This window comes from Pedobacter sp. BG31 (assembly GCF_042464845.1).
Taxonomy (GTDB): Bacteria; Bacteroidota; Bacteroidia; order Sphingobacteriales; family Sphingobacteriaceae; genus Pedobacter; species Pedobacter suwonensis.
The window spans coordinates 141,736-160,576 of sequence record NZ_JBHNZK010000007.1 but is presented as its reverse complement, the minus strand read 5'-3'; the positions used below and the strand labels follow the sequence as shown (position 1 = coordinate 160,576).

The 18,841-nt window shown below is 38.7% G+C and carries 18 protein-coding genes; 8 read left to right on the top strand and 10 right to left on the bottom strand.

What is annotated here, in order from left to right; all coding sequences use genetic code 11:
* Positions 1-37 precede the first annotated feature (37 nt).
* The gene (locus ACFE6N_RS11190) at positions 38-424 is read left to right on the top strand and encodes a hypothetical protein (RefSeq protein ID WP_378936435.1); all 387 of its coding nucleotides are present in this window, start codon (positions 38-40) and stop codon (positions 422-424) included.
* Between the two features lie 201 nt (positions 425-625).
* Here ACFE6N_RS11190 and ACFE6N_RS11185 read toward each other — a convergent pair whose 3' ends face one another.
* From ACFE6N_RS11185 to ACFE6N_RS11165, 5 genes are all read right to left on the bottom strand, one after another.
* Positions 626-1,303, bottom strand: coding sequence for a metal-dependent hydrolase (locus ACFE6N_RS11185; RefSeq protein ID WP_378936433.1), 678 nt, complete (start codon positions 1,301-1,303; stop codon positions 626-628).
* 53 nt (positions 1,304-1,356) lie between these two features.
* Entirely contained in the window at positions 1,357-1,662 is a 306-nt protein-coding gene (locus tag ACFE6N_RS11180) for a YbaB/EbfC family nucleoid-associated protein (protein ID WP_090980942.1), read from the bottom strand.
* A 23-nt stretch (positions 1,663-1,685) separates the two neighbouring features.
* The gene (locus ACFE6N_RS11175; RefSeq protein WP_378936430.1) at positions 1,686-2,669 is read right to left on the bottom strand and encodes a hypothetical protein; all 984 of its coding nucleotides are present in this window, start codon (positions 2,667-2,669) and stop codon (positions 1,686-1,688) included.
* 4 nt (positions 2,670-2,673) lie between these two features.
* A complete protein-coding gene (locus tag ACFE6N_RS11170) occupies positions 2,674-3,903 on the bottom strand; it encodes a serine hydrolase (RefSeq protein ID WP_145858605.1) in 1,230 nt (409 codons plus the stop codon).
* Between the two features lie 68 nt (positions 3,904-3,971).
* Positions 3,972-4,523: a cupin domain-containing protein gene (locus tag ACFE6N_RS11165; protein ID WP_378936428.1), complete on the bottom strand. Its 552-nt coding sequence runs from the start codon at positions 4,521-4,523 to the stop codon at positions 3,972-3,974.
* A gap of 268 nt (positions 4,524-4,791) precedes the next feature.
* Between ACFE6N_RS11165 and ACFE6N_RS11160 the strand changes: the two genes are divergently transcribed.
* Complete coding sequence (locus ACFE6N_RS11160) at positions 4,792-5,169, top strand: GxxExxY protein (RefSeq protein WP_378936426.1); 378 nt, start codon at positions 4,792-4,794, stop codon at positions 5,167-5,169.
* Positions 5,170-5,590: 421 nt separating this feature from the next.
* Here ACFE6N_RS11160 and ACFE6N_RS11155 read toward each other — a convergent pair whose 3' ends face one another.
* Both ACFE6N_RS11155 and pdhA read right to left on the bottom strand, forming a co-directional pair.
* Positions 5,591-7,267: a 2-oxo acid dehydrogenase subunit E2 gene (locus ACFE6N_RS11155; protein ID WP_378936424.1), complete on the bottom strand. Its 1,677-nt coding sequence runs from the start codon at positions 7,265-7,267 to the stop codon at positions 5,591-5,593.
* A 30-nt stretch (positions 7,268-7,297) separates the two neighbouring features.
* Positions 7,298-8,293: a pyruvate dehydrogenase (acetyl-transferring) E1 component subunit alpha gene (gene pdhA / locus ACFE6N_RS11150; protein ID WP_090981414.1), complete on the bottom strand. Its 996-nt coding sequence runs from the start codon at positions 8,291-8,293 to the stop codon at positions 7,298-7,300.
* 496 nt (positions 8,294-8,789) lie between these two features.
* On the opposite strand from pdhA, the gene ACFE6N_RS11145 reads away from it, so the two are divergent.
* From ACFE6N_RS11145 to ACFE6N_RS11135, 3 genes are all read left to right on the top strand, one after another.
* Entirely contained in the window at positions 8,790-9,347 is a 558-nt protein-coding gene (locus tag ACFE6N_RS11145) for a C40 family peptidase (protein WP_090980930.1), read from the top strand.
* 204 nt (positions 9,348-9,551) lie between these two features.
* Positions 9,552-10,649 (top strand): CapA family protein, encoded by a 1,098-nt coding sequence (locus ACFE6N_RS11140; protein WP_378936421.1) that lies wholly within the window; start codon positions 9,552-9,554, stop codon positions 10,647-10,649.
* 44 nt (positions 10,650-10,693) lie between these two features.
* Positions 10,694-10,876 carry a hypothetical protein gene (locus tag ACFE6N_RS11135; RefSeq protein ID WP_378936419.1) on the top strand — a complete coding sequence of 61 codons (183 nt, stop codon included), beginning with the start codon at positions 10,694-10,696 and terminating at the stop codon, positions 10,874-10,876.
* Positions 10,877-10,949: 73 nt separating this feature from the next.
* On the opposite strand, the gene ACFE6N_RS11130 is transcribed toward ACFE6N_RS11135, so the two are convergent.
* Both ACFE6N_RS11130 and ACFE6N_RS11125 read right to left on the bottom strand, forming a co-directional pair.
* Positions 10,950-11,135, bottom strand: a complete 186-nt coding sequence (locus ACFE6N_RS11130; protein ID WP_090980928.1) for a hypothetical protein — start codon at positions 11,133-11,135, stop codon at positions 10,950-10,952.
* A gap of 118 nt (positions 11,136-11,253) precedes the next feature.
* On the bottom strand, positions 11,254-13,296 hold the full coding sequence (locus tag ACFE6N_RS11125; protein ID WP_378936417.1) for a M13 family metallopeptidase: 2,043 nt from the start codon (positions 13,294-13,296) through the stop codon (positions 11,254-11,256).
* Between the two features lie 166 nt (positions 13,297-13,462).
* Between ACFE6N_RS11125 and ACFE6N_RS11120 the strand changes: the two genes are divergently transcribed.
* The 3 genes from ACFE6N_RS11120 (at position 13,463) to ACFE6N_RS11110 (ending at position 16,416) form a co-directional block, all read left to right on the top strand.
* Positions 13,463-14,395, top strand: coding sequence for an SPFH domain-containing protein (locus tag ACFE6N_RS11120; protein WP_378936415.1), 933 nt, complete (start codon positions 13,463-13,465; stop codon positions 14,393-14,395).
* Positions 14,396-14,593: 198 nt separating this feature from the next.
* Positions 14,594-15,487, top strand: a complete 894-nt coding sequence (locus tag ACFE6N_RS11115) for an SDR family oxidoreductase (protein WP_378936413.1) — start codon at positions 14,594-14,596, stop codon at positions 15,485-15,487.
* A gap of 8 nt (positions 15,488-15,495) precedes the next feature.
* A complete protein-coding gene (locus ACFE6N_RS11110; protein ID WP_378936411.1) occupies positions 15,496-16,416 on the top strand; it encodes a helix-turn-helix domain-containing protein in 921 nt (306 codons plus the stop codon).
* A gap of 60 nt (positions 16,417-16,476) precedes the next feature.
* Here ACFE6N_RS11110 and ACFE6N_RS11105 read toward each other — a convergent pair whose 3' ends face one another.
* The gene (locus tag ACFE6N_RS11105) at positions 16,477-18,666 is read right to left on the bottom strand and encodes a carboxy terminal-processing peptidase (RefSeq protein ID WP_378936409.1); all 2,190 of its coding nucleotides are present in this window, start codon (positions 18,664-18,666) and stop codon (positions 16,477-16,479) included.
* Positions 18,667-18,841 lie beyond the last annotated feature (175 nt).

Below are 18,841 nucleotides of genomic sequence, written 5' to 3'. Positions count from 1 at the left end.
GAGTAAAATAAAAAATCAGAAATTATGAAACCTCGGAGTGAAACGAAGAAGCTTCATAACAATTAAAAAAAATCTAAAAATTATGAAAAAGTTATTGAGTTTAATCGCAATCGCAGCATTTGGTTTAACAACAGCATTTGCTCAGACACCAGCAACAGCCACTTCAGCTAAAGCTAAAACTGTTGTAAAAAAAGAAGTTAAAACAACAACAGCACCAGTTAAAGCAGGAGCAAAACAGGAAGCTAAAAAAGTAGAGACTAAAACGACTACTGCGGCTGCTAAAGTAAAAGCAGACGGTACACCAGATATGCGTTTTAAAGAAAATAAAGCCAAAGCAGTAACCAAAGTTGCTGGCCCAACTAAAAAAGACGGTACAGCAGATATGCGTTACAAAGCAAATAAAGCTGCCGCTAAAAAAAATTAGGTTCAGGTTTATAATTTGAAAGGTCTCCAATGACAACTGGAGGCCTTTTTTTGTTTAAGATAATTTAATATTAGTGGCGTCACCCTGAAAAAAATCGTCATCCCGACCGGAACGCAGTGTAGCGGAGAGATCTACCTTGAGATAGATTTCTCTCCCGAACATTCGGGATTGCACTTCAGTTGCAATGACGGTTCGGCGAAACTATAAACTTATGGTTTCACCAATCTCCGGTAGTAACAAGGTTTTCTGCTCGCGTGCAAATTTATCTAACGCGGTCTGGGTATCAATTTCGATCACCGGGAAAGTATTATAGTGAACGCCAATTACTTTATCGCAATCGAAATATTTTGTTGCAATCAAAGCATCATCAACATCCATGGTATAATTTCCACCAATCGGTAAGATGGCATAATCCAGGTTATAAATATCCGCTAAAACTTTCATCTCGATGGTTAAACCGGTATCGCCTGCAAAATAAATTTGTTTACCGTCAACTTCAAGCACAAAACCAGCAGGATTTCCGCCATAACTTCCGTCAGGTAGGCTAGATGAATGCGTGGCAGGTACCATGCGTACGGTTCCCCAATCGAAGCTGAATTTGCCAAAATTCATTCCGTGTACTTTCTCTATGCCCTGTTTAGAAACCCAATCAATAATCTCCGGCATTGCAATAACCGTCGCCTGAGTTTGTTTAGCCAGCTCAACCAAGTCTGCTACGTGGTCGGCATGACCATGGCTTACCAAAATATAATCAGCCTCAATCGCCTTAGTGTCTATGTTTTTCGCTAACGGGTTGTGCGATATAAACGGATCAAACAATAATTTTTTACCAGCTGTTTCCAACAGGAAACAGGATTGGCCGTAGTAAGTATATTTCATAGTTTTCGTATCAAGTAGGTTGATTTGAGTATCAGGATTAATTTGATGATATATTATTGGCCAAACATGCCACCTAAGCCACCCAGCATATCTTGTGCTGATGCCTGCATTTCGGCTGCGCTTACTTGTTCTGCACTTGCCATTGCTTTGTTAATAGCGGTTAGCAACAGTTCTTCCAATTCTTCTTTATCAGCACCTTTTAAAAATTCTTCATCAATGGCAACCGCAGTAATGGCCTTGTTTGCCGTTGCAGTAATTCTGATGGCACCATTTTCAACTTCGCCGTATACGGATATGGTATCCAGGCGTTTTTTAATTTCTTCGGCTTTTTGTTGCGCCGCAAATAATTTATCGAACATAATCGTTTTCTTTTATAATAAAACTAAATCCGGCCTAAAATGGTATTGGCCTCATCAAGGAAGCGCTCAATCTTTTTAGTGCCTATAAAGCTTTTAAGGTTTAATACGGTTGTTTTGTTTTTAGCAGGCAAAAAAATCTCTGCCCTAACTTCGGTGCCAGAATAAATAAAATTAGTGGTTTTACGAATCACCTGAAAGCAGATCAGGTCATCAAAGGAATATTCTTTATTAAAACGACCGGCAAAGGTTGAGCGGATCATCTTCTTCTGGTTTTTATCAAAGCGGATATTGGAGGTTGCCGCGAAAAGTAAAGCAAAGCCAATTATCGCTGGGAAATATGTCAACAGTATTTTTTGAAAGGATCCTTCTCCTGAAAGAAAATCAGGACTAAACAATATGGCAACGGTAGCACCGATGAAAATCAATCCAAAAATAAAACCTCCTGTTTTGTTATCGCGCAATTGGTAAACACCACCTTCTTCTCTGAAAAATTTAAAGTCGTAAATGGCCTGTTTAGGAATTATGGGCGCATTAGCGAAAACGAGTTCATCAATTTTTGGCAATACCTCCTGCTGAAAAGCAATTAGGTTGACATCAGTAGGTTTACTATATCCGGCAGAAACCAATAAACCACTGCCGTGCCGGTTACTTTTTCTAAACAGTTTATAATTAAAGCCGCTCCCTAATACTTCGTATGGTTCAACAGAAGCAATATCATCGAAGGGGATTGATCCGATGGGCAAAAAAGCAACCTTTTTATATAAAACCCTGCTGCTTCCGTCAAAAATTACTTTTGTTTCGGCGGCAAAAATCAACATCAGAGGAATCAACAAAAAGATGGCATAATATCCCAAGGTAAAACCCGTAAAATAACCCGGCATTGATCTGAACAAAAAGAAAATGAATGCCGCGAAAAGTACAAAAAAAATAATGCCAATAATCCTTAAATTTCTTTTAGGATAGATGGTTAATGTATCCGGTCCGATTATCCATTTTGTTTTTGCCATAATTTTAGTCTTCGTCTGATCCAGGTAAACTGCCGTTGCCGTGGTATGCACCTTTACGTATAATGGGCATATTTAAATGCTTGTAAAGGTCATCCAAATGCATTAAACTACCGTTTGTTAAGTTGCCTAAAAATATAACCAGAATATTTTTGCTTAAGTCTCTTACATAAATATGGCGGAAACCGTGCCACCATCCCGTATGGTATACTACTTTGTCCATATTCTCGCCGTCAAACATTCTCCAGCCATAACCATAATTAAAGTGACCATTTACAGGCTTATTACGGCCCAAATAAGCAGAATCGAGACTCTTTTTAGTTAGTAATCTACCATTCTTTAAATATTTATCAAATAATACCAAATCATGTACTGTACTATAAATGCCCTTATCTCCAACGGGGCCGTCCAAAAAGTTCTGTGCTACGGAATAGCGCCAGGTACGGTCGTGACCTACTACATCAACCGGGATTTTTTCATATTCGGTTGTACTATATACGTGCGTATGTTTTAATCCGGCTGGTTTAAATACATGCTCCATCATATATTGCGAATAACGCTGGCCGGTTACCTTCTCTATAATGGCCCCCAATACCATAAAATTTGAATTGTTATAATGGAATCGGTTATCTGGTTTGGTATATGGATTAGGTTTGCGCTCGGCAATAACGTTCATTACTTCCTGGTTGGTAACGCCTTTTTTCATGTTGCGTTTTTCTTTACGCCAGATATCATCAATAAAATAAACGTAGTTCATCATGCCACTGCGGTGCGATAGTAACAGCTTTACCGTAATGCCATCATAAGGGAAATTCGGGTAGAATTTTTTTACATCATCGTTTAACGAAAGTTTTCCGGCTTCTACCAGCTGCATTATGGCTGTACCGGTAAATGTTTTGGTAATAGAGGCCAGTTCGAACTCCGAATTGATGTTTAAGCTATCGCGATGGAGATAATCGGCCCAGCCGATTGCTTTTTCATAAAGAATTTTTCCATCTTTTGCCACCAGCATATTTCCGTTGAAGCCATATTTTTTATGCAGGTTATCTACAAAGTCAGCAATCCACTTGTCGCCTTTTTGCGGGTTGTAAACCAGCAATAGGCTATCTGCCTTATCATCTTCTTTGGTACGGACTTTTTTATCAGCTTCCTTTTTTTCTTCAGATTTTTTACCGGAGCAGGCGGTTAGTAAAGTTGCAGAGAGGGCTAATGCTGAACATATATATCGAAAATTCATTTATACTGGGGATAGTGTATTTAAAACCCGAAAATTAAAGAATTTTAGACGGTTGCAACAAAAGAGTTTTACACATTTTCGCAATTTTGGCCATACCAGCACTCAAATAAATGTCCTTTGCTTCCGTAAACCGGGTCGCTATCTGGATTTTTTACCATAGAAATGGTTTTATCAGCTTCAGGACGCTCCTCTGCCTGGCCATATTTAATATCATAATCTGAGCCATTCGGATATGCGCCAACAACCGTAAAGTCATCACTTGAGTTCAGCTTTTTATGGGCTACACCTGCTGGAATAATCACGACATCACCTTTATCCAATTCGATGCAAACACCGTGTTCGCCGCCAAACTGTACGTCTGCTTTACCGCAAAATACTCCCATTACTTCGTGTGTATTGCTATGGTAGTGATGATAATCGAAGATGCCATCTACCCAGGAGTTGGTATAACCGTTTCGTGCAAAAACCCTTTTTATTACCTCTGCAGTATCATCAGGATGCAACCTGAATGTACCTTTGTATATCATTAATGGCAAATTGGGATTATTGGGGAAATTGCCATTTTCTTCAATTTTATGTGCAACCAGATAAGCTTCTTGTATCAGTTTTTCTTTGTCCATGATTTTAGGGTGTTTCAATAGTTAACAATGTAATTGGAAAAGGGTTTCGGGATTTGATGAATTGGGATGATACTGATTCGTGCGGACAGGACCACGGCGTAAAGTAAAGGGTTTAGATTTATCAGGTTTTTCTCCCGCAGATTTGGGAAGATAAACGCAGAGTTGCTCTCTTTTTCTTAAACTGAATTTATAATTTTGATAATTACAGAGATTATAATATTTTTAGTTAATCATCCTCATTTAAAAATACCAATTAAATTTTTATACTATGGATGAGAATGATATCTCCTATCAAATAAGAGGCGCAATATTTACAGTTTACAATGCATTAGGCCCCGGGTTATTAGAATCTGTTTACGAAACGGTATTGACTTATGTTTTAACCGAAAATGGCTTAGATGTTAAGCGACAGGTAAAATTACCAGTCGTTTTTGAAGGTATAACCCTTGATGTCGGCTATCGGATAGATTTATTAATAAACGATCTGGTCATTATCGAAGTAAAATCAGTAGAAACACTTGCGCCAGTTCACCATAAGCAGGTACTTACTTATCTGAAGCTTTCTGGCTTACGACTTGGATTGCTTGTTAATTTTAATTCATCAGATATATCAAGTTCTATATGGCGAAAAGTGAATGGACTTTGATAAATGTTTGTGGCTGATTGATTTGACATCGCATAATTAAATATCTGCGTTATTTGCGACATCTGCGGGAAATTTTTTATCAAATTCATCAGATATATCCAGTTCTATATGGCGAAAAGTAAATGGACTTTGATAACGTTTCTGGCTGATTGCTTCTAAATCGCATAATTGAATGTCTGTGTTATTTGCGACATCTGCGGGAAATTTTTATCAAATTCATCAGATATATCCGTTCGATATGGCGAAAAGTGAATGGACTTTGATAAATGTTTGTGGCTGATTGCTTGGAAATCGCATAATTGAATATCTGTGTTATTTGCGAAATCTGCGGGAAATTTTTATCAAAACTTAAAAGCAAAAAAGCCATCCCAAAGGATGGCTTTTAATATGTAGTCAGTATAAACTGAAAACTGTAAATTGCTTACGCTAGTAACCTGATCGGTTCTTCCAATAAACCTTTTAAGGTTTGCAAGAAAGCTGCTCCGGTTGCACCATCCACTACACGGTGATCGCAGCCTAAAGTTAGTTTCATTACATTACCAGGAACAACAGCACCATTTTTAACCACAGGTACTTGTTGAATCGCACCTACTGATAAAATTGCACCGTCAGGCGAGTTGATAATGGAGGTAAACTCATCTATACCGAACATACCTAAGTTAGAAACAGTAAAGGTAGAACCTTCCCAATCTGCTGGCTGTAATTTTTTAGCTTTTGCTTTAGCACCAAAATCTTTTACCTCTGCAGAAATGTGTGATAGAGATTTTCCATCTGCGAAACGCACAACAGGTACCAATAAACCATCTTCAACGGCCATGGCTACACCAATGTTAGTATGTTCGTTAAATCTGATTTTATCGCCATCCCACGATGAGTTAACAGCCGGGTGTTTTTTCAATGCAACCGCAACGGCTTTAATTACGATATCATTGAAAGAAACTTTAACAGGAGCAACTGCGTTAATAGCTGTACGTGCAGCCATTGCGTTGTCCATATCAATGCTGATGGTTAAATAGAAATGTGGTGCTGTAAATAAACTTTCTGCCAAACGTTTTGCTATTACTTTACGCATTTGCGAAACTGGTTGTTCAGTAAATTTGACTTCACCTACAAATTGTGGAATAACTGGTGTTGGTGCAGCAGATTTCTCAGCGGCCGGAGCTGATGCAGATTCTGTTTTTGCTGGCGCTGCAGTTGGTTTAAAGTTTTCGATATCTTTTTTAATGATACGGCCACCTTCTGCGCTCCCTGCAACCTGAGCTAAATCGATTCCTTTATCTTTGGCAATTTTCTTAGCTAAAGGAGATGCTTTAACGCGGCTATCTGAAGAACTTTCTGCAACAGGAGCAGATGAACTTAAATCAGCAGTTGCAGCTTGTTTTTCTTCTTTTGGTGCTTCGCTTTCAGCTTTGGGCGCCGGAGCTGAACCACCTGCCAAAATTCCGCTTACATCAGTACCTTCAGGACCAACGATAGCGATAATTCCGTTTACTTTGGCAGCCTGGCCTTTTTCTACACCGATGTGCAATAAAGTTCCGGTTGCATAACCCATTACTTCCATTGTAGCCTTATCGGTTTCTACATCAGCAAGTACATCGTCATCCTTAACTTTATCACCCACTTTTTTATGCCATTCGGCAATTACGCCTTCGGTCATGGTATCGCTCAGTAAAGGCATGCGGATTACCGTAACACCTTTAGCAGCCAATTCTTCTTCGCTTAAGCCTCCGCCTTGGGTAGCGGCAGCTTCTTCTTTTTTATCTTCTGCTTTCGGAGCATCGTCTTTGCTTTCAGCTTTCGGACTTGCCGAATCCTGGCTTCCTGACTTTTCTGCTTCTAAAGCCGCTTTATAATCTTCGCCTTCTTTACCAATCACGGCCATGATGGCATCAACAGGAACAGCCTGACCTTCTTCTACGCCAACGTATAAAAGGGTACCATCCCAATAAGATTCCATATCCATTGTTGCCTTGTCAGTTTCTACTTCTGCCAAAACATCGCCGCTTTTCACTTTATCGCCCACCTTTTTATGCCACTTCGCCAAAACCCCTTCGGTCATGGTGTCGCTCATTTTGGGCATTTTAATTACATCAGCCATTATATCTAATTAATTGAAATCTTATTAATATTAGTCCATTACGTAAGGATAGTCCTCTTGCATATATACATCTTTGTATAACTCAGATGCATCAGGCCAAGGAGATTCTTCAGCAAATTTTACTGCCTGATCGACAATTCCTTTTACTTTAGCTTCTACTTCTTCAATCCAGGCCTGATCTGCATATTTTTCTTTCAAAATAGTTTCTCTGGCCAATTCAACAGGATCTTTTGCTTTATAATCTTCTAATTCTTCTTTAGTACGGTATTTTGCCGGATCTGACATCGAGTGACCACGGTACCGGTATGTTCTCATTTCTAAGAAAGTAGGTCCTTCGCCTTTACGTGCGCGCTGGATGGCCTCGTCCATAGCATTATGTACCGCAACAGGATCCATACCATCAACTGGTGCACATGGCATGTCGAAACCTAAACCTATTTTATAGATATCAGTCATGTTAGTGGTACGTTGTACTGAAGTACCCATTGCATAACCATTATTTTCGCAAACAAAAACAACAGGCAATTTCCAAAGCATAGCCATGTTAAAAGTTTCGTTTAATGCACCCTGGCGCACTGCACCATCGCCCATATAACAAATGTTTACGTTATCAGTTCCTTTGTATTTTTCTGCAAAAGCAACGCCGGCGCCTAGCGGAATCTGACCACCAACAATTGCATGGCCACCGTAGAAGTTATGCTCTTTACTGAACATGTGCATTGAACCACCTTTACCTTTAGAGCAACCTGTAGCTTTACCGTACATTTCTGCCATAATACTATCAGCACTAACTCCTAAAGCTAAGGCGTGAGCATGATCACGATATGTTGTAATCATTGAATCACCTTTTTGCATTGCAGATATTGCACCTGCAACTACAGCTTCTTGTCCAATGTATAAATGACAAAAGCCACGTATTTTTTGTTGTCCGTATAACTGGCCAGTTTTTTCTTCGAATTTGCGCATCAGCAACATCGACTCGAACCACTTTAACCAGGTATCTTTATTTATTTCTACTGCACTCATTTTAGGGTATTTGTTTTTTTGCGACAGCAAATCTAATTTTTTTATTGTAATTTTTGACACTTTTTAGTGTAAAAACATCATAGTATTAGGGTTATAATCAGATTTAACAGTTGTTTTACAATTAAATGTAAACCTCTGTTTTCAATATTGCGTTAACATCGATTTTTTATAAGTAAATCAATTCCCTTTATCGTAATATGGAATTAATTTATTCTAAAATTTAATTCTGTGAATCTGCTTATATCCGTAATTTAAAAATAAAGTATTTTCATTGAATAGTACGTAACTAAGAGAAAACTTTTTTTGGAAGACAGCCATTTTTTTACCGGAATCTGGATCAAAAAAGGTGGATAAAAAACAGAAATGTTGATAACTTTCACTTTTTCTAAGATTACATTTGGATAACATTTGTATAATTAATACTTTTGGCAACCGACAATAAGCCCATGTGGTGTACGTTAATGTGTAAGTGAATACCCAAACATAACTGTATAACATGATTAAAAAATTTTTGTTTTCTACTCTAATTGCTATCTGTTCGCTCTCAGCCGCATTTGCGCAGACAAAAACAAAAGAATCTGGTAAAGAATTAAATGATCCCGACAACCTGGCGTCGCAATATTTTTCGCAGGTAATGGGTGTGGCGGTAGATGCAACATCAAATTTAAAACTGTACAAGTTTATTTACGAATGGATCGGAACGCCATATAGTTACGGTGGAAACACGAAAAGAGGCATCGATTGTTCGGCATTCACTAAAGCCATTTACGATAAAGTTTTCAACACGACCATCAGAAGAAATTCACGCGATATTTTCAGCATGGTAGATCCATTATCAAAAGAAGATTTAAAAGAAGGCGATCTTGTTTTCTTCAAAATTAAAAGCAGAAGCATTTCACATGTAGGTATTTACCTGGGCGATAACCGCTTTGCACATGCGTCAAGTTCTCGCGGTGTAGTTATCAGCAACCTTAACGAGCCTTATTACAGCCGTTACTTTTACAAGGGCGGCCGCGTTTTAGAATCTTTTAAGAAAGAATTTACAGTAGAATAGTTCAGTTGGCAGTTAACAGTTTACGATATCAGTTAACAGTGCCTAAATAAAGAATACAATCCTCCTAAAGAAATTTTGGAGGATTTTTTGTTTAATCTTCGTTTTAAAAACCATTCATTTCCTTTAAGTATCGTCATCCTGAATTTATTTCAGGATCTTCTTGCGATAAAAGCGATCAATAAAATAGCCTCCAAGACATACCTTATGAAGCTCATCAACACCATCTTAACCTTACCCTTCGTTGTTATAATCCTGATCAGTTGCACGAACAATAATGCACAGGTTACAATACCGGTAACCAGGCAGGATACCTTAATCAGGAAAATTAAAGATACCATATCCATTACCGCTGTTGGCGACATCATGCTGGGCTCTGCTTTTCCCAATAAAACTAACCTCCCTCCTGATGATGCGGTAAATAGTTTCCAGGCAGTTGATGGTTTATTGAAAGGAGATATTGTTTTTGGCAACTTAGAAGGCTGCTTTCTGAACTCAGGCCATTCGCACAAATGTAATGGCATTAATCCAAATAACTGTTACGCCTTTAGAATGCCGGAGCGCTATGCTGGCGTATATAAGAGTGCAGGATTTAATGTGTTGAGTATTGCCAATAACCATGTTGGTGATTTTGATACGAAGGGAAGGAAAAGCACCGCCAGGATTTTAGATTCCCTCCAGATCCATTACGCCGGACAGCTAAACAAACCTTTTGAAGTTTTTGAAAAGGATAGTGTAAAGTATGCATTCTGTGCCTTTGCCCCCAATGAAAATACAGTATCGATCAATAAAATTGATAGCGCGAAAGCACTTGTGGCCCGATTAAAGCAAATGGCTGATATCGTAATCGTTTCTTTTCACGGAGGAGGTGAAGGTGCAAGATTTGAACACGTTCCCCGTAAGAATGAAATTTTTTATAAAGAAAACAGAGGAAATGTTTATGCCTTTGCACATGCAGTGATCGATGCTGGTGCAGATGTGGTGCTGGGACACGGTCCGCATGTAACCCGGGCTGTTGAAGTTTATAAAAATAAATTCATAGCCTACAGTTTAGGAAATTTTTGTACCTACGGGATGTTCAGCTTAAAAGGCAATAACGGCATTGCACCCCTGCTTCAGCTAAAAATAAATGCGAAAGGCGAATTTCTCTATGCCGATGTGGTATCGGTTAAACAGGATAAAATTAACCGTTTAACCCTGGATGATGACCATAAGGCATTTAAACGCATTAAAGAACTGACGGATGTTGATTTTATTGGTCATCAACTGAAATTTGCTGATAACAGGATCAGTTTAAAAGATTAATCTTCTGCGACATCAATTTCAAATTATTTCAGAATATTTGTCGTATGAAAACAGGGTTAATACTTCATTATATTATAGGTATTGCAGCTGCAATTTTAGTATTGGCAGCCGCTTACTACATCAACCAAAATCCGAAAGATCTGTTATCTGCGGGGATTATTATCCTGGCCGGTTGCTTGGTTGCCTTTAGCCAGTACCAGATCATCAAACAGAAGAAGAAGCAGTAATGTTACTGAGATCGGATGCTAAACAGCTGAAATTAAAAATTTTGATAGGCCATCATTCAGGATGAAAGCCTGGTTAGCTTTCATCCTTTGTGTTTTTTACCAGACCAATTCCAGATACAAAAAATATCAGGCCGATGATACCGTATACCATCAATCCCCTTGTATTTTCACTGTGGTTTACAAATCCATAGCCTGCGTAAATTAAACCGATTATTCCCAGAATGGTTAATACAGTGCCAAAAGTGCGTTTTACGTTCATGCGGTTATAATTTTAATAAGAGTAAGACAAAATATTTTCCCTTTTGTTTTAAACCAATAAAGAAGCCCATTCCGAATGACGAAATGGGCTTCTTTAATAAGTGTTCTGATCATTTCATTTACCAAACACCTAATCGGTCTGTTGGCGCGATATACATTTTTGCGGTAGCAGGAATGTTAAATGCTTTATAAAAAGCTTCCATGTTATATACGGGGCCATTCACACGGAACATTTCCGGGCTATGCGGATCTGTTTTCAACCTTACGCGCATACTTTCATCGCGGGTTTTGATTCGCCATACCTGGGCAAAACTTAAAAAGAAACGCTGATCAGGTGTAAAACCATCAATCTTTTTGTCACCTTTTCCTTGTTCTGTTAATTTAAAAGCATCATATGCAATGTTCAACCCACCAATATCAGCCAGGTTTTCGCCCAATGTTAATGAACCGTTTACGTGCTGATTATCTAATAGTGAGAAGTTGTCGTAAAATTTTTCTACTTTACCGGCCTTCGCTTTAAATTGATCAGCATCGGCTTTTGTCCACCATTCTTTTAAATTACCCATTGCATCATACTGGCGGCCCTGATCGTCGAAACCATGTGTCATTTCGTGACCAATTACTGCACCGATTGCACCATAATTAATGGCATCATCTGCGCTAAAATCAAAGAAAGGAAACTGTAAAATTCCAGCGGGGAAAACAATTTCGTTGAAGGATGGATTGTAATAGGCATTAACAGTAGGTGGTGTCATGCCCCATTCTGTTTTATCTACATTTTTACCCAGCTTATCCATCATTTCTTTATAAGCATGTTTGCTTGCCGACTGAAGATTGGCATAATAGGTGTTTTTCGAAATCTCTACGTCATCGTATTTTTTCCATTTATCAGGATAACCGATTTTTTTAATGAAGGCATTTAGTTTTTCCAAAGCTTTCTTTTTTGTATCCGGTGTCATCCAGTCTACCTTCTGGATTCTTTCTGCATATACTTTCTGTAAATTATTCACCAGGGTTAGCATACGCTCTTTAGCCTCTGGCTTGAAATACTTTTCGGCATATAACTGGCCTAAAAGCTCGCCTAAATTACGATCGGTAGCATTCACAATCGCTTTCCATCTTTCTGTAGGCGCTTGCTGACCAAACAGTGTTTTAGAGAAAAAATCAAACCTGGCATCTCTGAATTTTTTGGTAAAAGCATTTGCCGATTCGTTCAGTGCATCAAATTTTAACTTTTCTTTCCAGATTTCTATAGGCTGACTTTTCAAAAGAGCTGATAGTGTCTGATAATATTTCGGCTGTCTGACAATAACGGTATCCGTACTTGCACCTAGTTTGTTTAGAACAGATTTCCACTCCATATTTGGGGTCAGTTTTTGAAAATCAGCCACCGTCATTTTGTGATAGTTTTTCTGTGGATCGCGCAGTTCAACAGGTGTTGAATGGGACTGGGCAATAGCTGTTTCCAGTTTTAAAATATCAGCGGCATATTTAGCTGCGTTTGCCGAATCGCCTGAAAGGGTAAAGATTTTTGTGACGTATTTGATGTACTCTGATCTGATTTTTTTTGCCTTATCATCCTGTTCGAGATAATAACTGCGATCTGGTAAGGTAATGCCAGCCTGGGTAAATGACAGTGCATTTTTAACGCTTAATTTATCATCTGGTTCAACACCAAAGCCTAATAAATCACCTTCACCATTTTTATAGCCTTCGGCAATGAAATTAATTAAATCCTGATCATTTTTAATTCTATCTATTTTACTTAAAAGCGGCTTTATAGGTTCGATACCCAATTTTTCAATAGTAAGCGTGTCCATGCCGCTGGTGTAAAAATCGCCAACTTTCTGTTCGGTACTTCCTTTGGCTGCTTTCGCTTTGGACGCATTTTCAAGAATGTTTTTCAGGTTCTTCAGGTTATCATTATATAAGGTGTAAAAAGAACCCCACCCTGTTTCGGTTTTAGGTATTTCCGTGTTTTTCATCCATTTTCCATTGGCATAAAGGAAAAAGTTATCACCTGGTTTTACAGTGGTGTCCATGCCAGCCTTATCAAAAAAAACGGTACGTATATTTGCCATATCTGTTTCCTGATGGCTTTTATTCTGACATGCCGCACATAGCAAAATGCCTGCCGCTGGAAGAAATAATTTAATTTTCATCTGTATAAATTTTGTTTTTTAAGTTGTCATATTTATTCATACCACTGCAAGGTTTGAAAAATCCTGATGTTTTCGATTGATATAAGTTAGTTTGAAAAAACTTAAAGCTACGAAATGCCTGGTGTAGTTTGTATGAATTTTTATACCTTCATGAAAAAATCTAATTATGCAATACACCGTTTATATTTTAGTAGTAACAGGAGTTATAATACTGCTAAGTTCATTTGTCACCGTTAAACAAGGCACTATTGCGGTTGTTACCGTTTTTGGTAAGTATCAAAGGCTTTTAAGACCAGGTTTAAATTTTAAAATTCCTTTAATAGAACAGATTTATTCACGAATATCGATCCAAAACCGCTCGGTTGAACTTTCTTTCCAGGCCGTAACGCAGGACCAGGCCAATGTTTACTTTAAAGCCATGCTGCTTTATTCGGTAATTAACCAGGATGAAGAAACCATCAAGAATGTAGCCTTTAAATTTGTTGATGCCACTAATTTGATGCAGGCATTGATCAGAACGATTGAAGGTTCGATCAGGGCATATGTAGCTACGCAAAAGCAGGCAAATGTGTTGGCCCAGCGAAATGAAATTGTGCTGCATGTTAAAGAGCAGATTGATCAGGTTTTAGATGGGTGGGGTTACCACCTTCAGGATCTTCAGTTGAACGATATCACTTTTGATGAGGAGATTATGCGCTCCATGAGCCGGGTGGTAGCATCAAACAACTTAAAGGCTGCTGCCGAAAACGAAGGACAGGCTTTATTGATCACCAAAACCAAAGCTGCAGAGGCTGATGGTAACGCTATTAAAATTGCTGCCACGGCAGAGCGCGAAGCTGCACAATTACGCGGTCAGGGTATCGCATTGTTTAGGGAAGAAGTGGCAAAAGGTATGACAAATGCTGCGCACGAAATGCAACAGGCAAATCTGGATACTTCGGTAATCTTATTTACCATGTGGACAGAGGCCATTAAACAATTTGCAGAATATGGCGATGGTAATATCATTTTCTTAGATGGCAGTACCGAGGGCATGAATAAAACCATGAAAGAAATGATGGCCATGCAGCTGGGGCAGAATCCTCCGAAGAAGGGCTAGCGTATTTTTGATACCGAAAGACTGTTGCAAAGCGTAACAGTCTTTTTTTTGCCTTAATTATTCGTTTTGGCTAAATGAAGAATTGATTAGCCTAAATTGTTACCATTAAATTAATTGAATTTTGAGTGATCATGAAATGCGATTGATATCAATCGAAACGTAATCATTGTACACTATTTAAAAATTAAATTAATCAGGATGAAAGTTTTTGTCACAGGTGCAACCGGATTTGTCGGTTCTGCAGTAGTAAAAGAATTAATTAGCGCAGGTTATGGAGTTTTAGGTTTAGCGAGGAATGAGGTAGCTGAAAAGGCGCTTGTACTTGCCGGAGCCGAAGTACACAAAGGGGATTTGGAAGATTTACAGCGTTTACAGGAGGGTGCAAAATTGGCTGACGGTGTTATTCACACCGGCTTTATACATGATTTTTCACGATTCGAAGCGGTTTGCGAAATCGATAGACTTGCCATAGAAGCTATTGGAAACTCGCTTGCAGGAACCCAGAAACCCTTTATTGTAACTTCCGGAACGCTTTTGGTTAATTCCGGCATATTGGCCACGGAAGAGATGCTGCCTGATTATAATGGTCGAAATCCCAGGCTAGCTTCTGAGAAGGCTGTTGATACACTTGCGGCGAAAGATATTCGTGTATCGGTGGTTCGTTTATCGCCATCTGTGCATGGTGAAGGTGATCATCATGGCTTTGTACCCATGCTGATCGATATCGCCCGAAAAACGGGTTTATCGGCTTATATTGGTGACGGAAAAAACAGGTGGACAGGTATCCACCGGCTTGATGCCGCGAAACTTTATAGGTTGGCGTTAGAACAAGCTACGCCAGGAACACGTTTTCATGGGGTAGCTGAAGAATCAATCCCCCTTAAAGCAATAGCAGAGGCCATTGGTGAACAGCTCGGTTTACCGGTTGTTTCTATACCTAAAAACGAGGCAGCCGCACATTTTGGTTGGTTTGAGCATTTTGCAGCGGTAGATGGGCCGGCTTCGGGGCGTTTAACCAGCGAACTTTTAAATTGGGAACCTCAATATTCCGGTTTGCTTGAAGATTTGGAGCGTGGCATTTATTTTAAGTAAATTGTATCATGGAAATTTCGAACCGATACCATTTTAAAACAATATCAGCTTATCATAAACTTGCAGGGTTGCCTCAACCCGGTCATCCGTTAGTTAGTGTTGTGAATATGGAAGAGGTTAATATGCCATCTGCTGGCCGATTAAAAACGATAATTTTTGATTTCTATTCCATAGCGCTTAAACGAGTACCTGATGCGAAAATTAAATATGGACAACAAATCAGTGATTTTGACAACGGTGTTTTATTTTTCATGGCTCCGGGGCAGGTGTTTACGGTCGAAACTGATCAGAATAAAACCCATCGCCCCACGGGCTGGATGATACTTTTTCATTCGGATTTACTTTGGCACACTCATTTAGCCAAAGCAATTAAGAATTATGATTTCTTTAGCTACTCGCTGTCTGAGGCTTTACATGTTTCTGAAAATGAAGAAGCATTACTTAATTCGATCGCCAAATTGGTAGAAAATGAAACCAATAACAATATTGATCATTATACTCAAAATGTTGTAGTAGCACAAATAGCGCTTCTTCTTAACTACGCACAACGCTTTTATGGGCGTCAGTTTATAACGCGTAAAGCGATTAATCACCAGCTGCTTGATCGACTGGAACATGTTGTTAAAGGCTATTTTGCAGACGATCATTATGGTAACAGGGGATTACCAACAGTAACTCACATTGCCCAAAGGCTCAATGTTTCGCCGGGATATCTATCTGGAATGTTAAAAACGCTTATTGGACAAAACACCCAACAATATTTGCATCAGAAAGTGATTGATTTAGCAAAAGAAAAGCTTTCTACAACAGATCTTTCGATTAGTGAAATTGCTTATGCACTCGGTTTCGAACATTTACAATCTTTTACAAAACTGTTCAAATCGAAAACAAACCTTACCCCTTCGGCATTCAGACAATCATTTGATTGAAATGATAAAAAAAAGCGAGCTACCTCAATGAGATAGCTCGCTCTGTATAAATCCCGTTTATTAAAGTTTTGACGGTGTTGTACCCAGATTCATCACATAATTTCCTGATTGTTGCATGAAATCGCCCATTACTTTTAGCGATTCATCTTCAATGAAATCGAATGCATCCTGCTTGGTAACTTTAGCGCCCTTTTTAAGCGCTGGCAATCCTCTTAATGCCCTTAATTCATTTTGTCTGGCGAGGGTTTTAGCTTCCTGTGCATCGCGCTCTGCTTTAAGTTTGGCCTCGTTCAACGTCACAGAAACTTCGCTATCACGTTTTTTAAGGTCTGCAACATCTTGTTTCAGGTATTTAAAATCCAATGAGTTTGCAATACGCTGCTCGCTGTTTTTGATCAATTGCGCTTTAACAGCACTCAAATTGGCAACTGCTTTGAAGTTCGAACTAGGAATAACATCCCATGGCAAAGCGGATGATTCAGTATCCTCTCCGATTTTATCCATTGGATAAACAGAAGGGAAAACAACATCAGGAGTTACACCCTTGTGCTGTGTACTGCTACCGGCCACACGATAAAATTTCGCCATGGTTAAATTAATCTGACCTAAATTAATATCTGCAGGGTTGGTACTGTTAGGAGAAGTTCCAATGGTTTTATCTTTAGCAATTAATCCTGCTAATCTCTGCAGCATGCCAGGGTTAACCAGTTTATTTAAATCGATTGAAGATTGCACGGTACCTTTACCATAGGTTTGGCTGCCCATAATAATTCCACGCCCATAATCCTGTATAGCCCCTGCAAAAATTTCTGATGCCGATGCACTTAAACGGTCAACCATTACGCCAAATGGACCATCCCAGGCTACACCACTATTTTCATCTTCATCTACCTCGATTTTGCCACGTAAATCTTTTACCTGTACAACAGGACCCCGATCGATAAATAATCCCGTTAACGAAATCGCTTCAACCAATGAACCCCCACCGTTTCCACGTAAGTCCATTACGATTGCATTTACCTTATCGAAGGTCTTTAACGAGTCGATTAATTTTTTAACATCACGGGTGGTGCTTTTGTAATTTTTATCGCCAGCATTTGCAGCTTTAAAATCTGCGTAAAATGCAGGTAAGGTAATAATCCCGATTTTATATTCTTTACCGTTACTGTTGATGGTTTTGACTTTCTTTTTGGCAGATGTTTCTTCCAAAACGATTCGATCACGAACCAATTCGATAATTACCGGTTTGGATGACATTTCTTTACCTACCGGTATCACTTTTAACCGCACTTTTGTCCCTTTCGGACCTTTGATTTTCGAAACGGTGTTATCTAATCTCCATCCCACAACATCCACAAACTCACCATCGCCCTGCGCCACCGCAATAATACGGTCGCCTGCACTTAGCTGTTTGCCTTTAAATGCAGGTCCGCCAGCAATAATTTCAGAAATTTTAACTACCTCATTTTCCAATTGTAAGCGGGCGCCAATACCTTCAAAAGAGCGTGACATGTCTTCGTTAAATGCTGCGGCATTGGTTGGGTTAAAATAATTGGTATGTGGATCAATGGATTCGGTAAAAGCATCCATCAAAATTTGAAAAACGTCCTGATTATTGGTTTTTGAAGTTTGTGATTGTAAATTTTTATACCGTTTGGTTAATGTCTCTACATTCTTTGCTTCAGCAGTACCGGCCAGATTCAAATTAATCAATTCGTATTTTACCCGTTTTTTCCAGTTATCATTTAATGCTGTGGAGGAAGTTGCCCATGGCTGTTTCTCCCTGTCGTAAACATAAGTGTCGTTTTGGTTAAAATCAAATTTGGTTTTAATCTGTGCCAGTGAATAATTAAAATATTCATTAAGCCGCTTAGCGTAAACGTTATAAATAAAAAATGGACCACTTAAGTCGCCGTTTTTAAAATCATCATCTAAGGTATATCTGTATTTCTCAAAATCCTTGATATCCGAGGCCAGGAAATAATTTTTACCCGGATCTAAAGATTTGATATACTTATCTAAAACAATCGAGGAAATAGAATCGTTGATCTTAACTTTTTTATAATTGTAGCTTTCAATCAAATTTACCACCTCTTTAATAACAAGTTGCTGCTGCTCATCAGGTTTCACATTGGTAACCCCCTCAACCATTGGCTGAGTTTTAGGGGCAGCATGACAAGCAAGTACTGCCGCAGTAAAAATTACAAAAAATATCCTCTTTAACATTTCTTTAAATGATTTAAAATCCATTTCCAATTCTATATAGCCAATATGATACCATTTTAGCAAAAAAACAAAAAAGAGACAGCATTATTACCGTCTCTTGTTAAAATTTTATCAAATCTAACCAAAAGCTCTTTATTTAACAATTTCTTATGTAGAACGTTGACTATTATTTTTTGTTTTAACCCAAACACAAAATTTA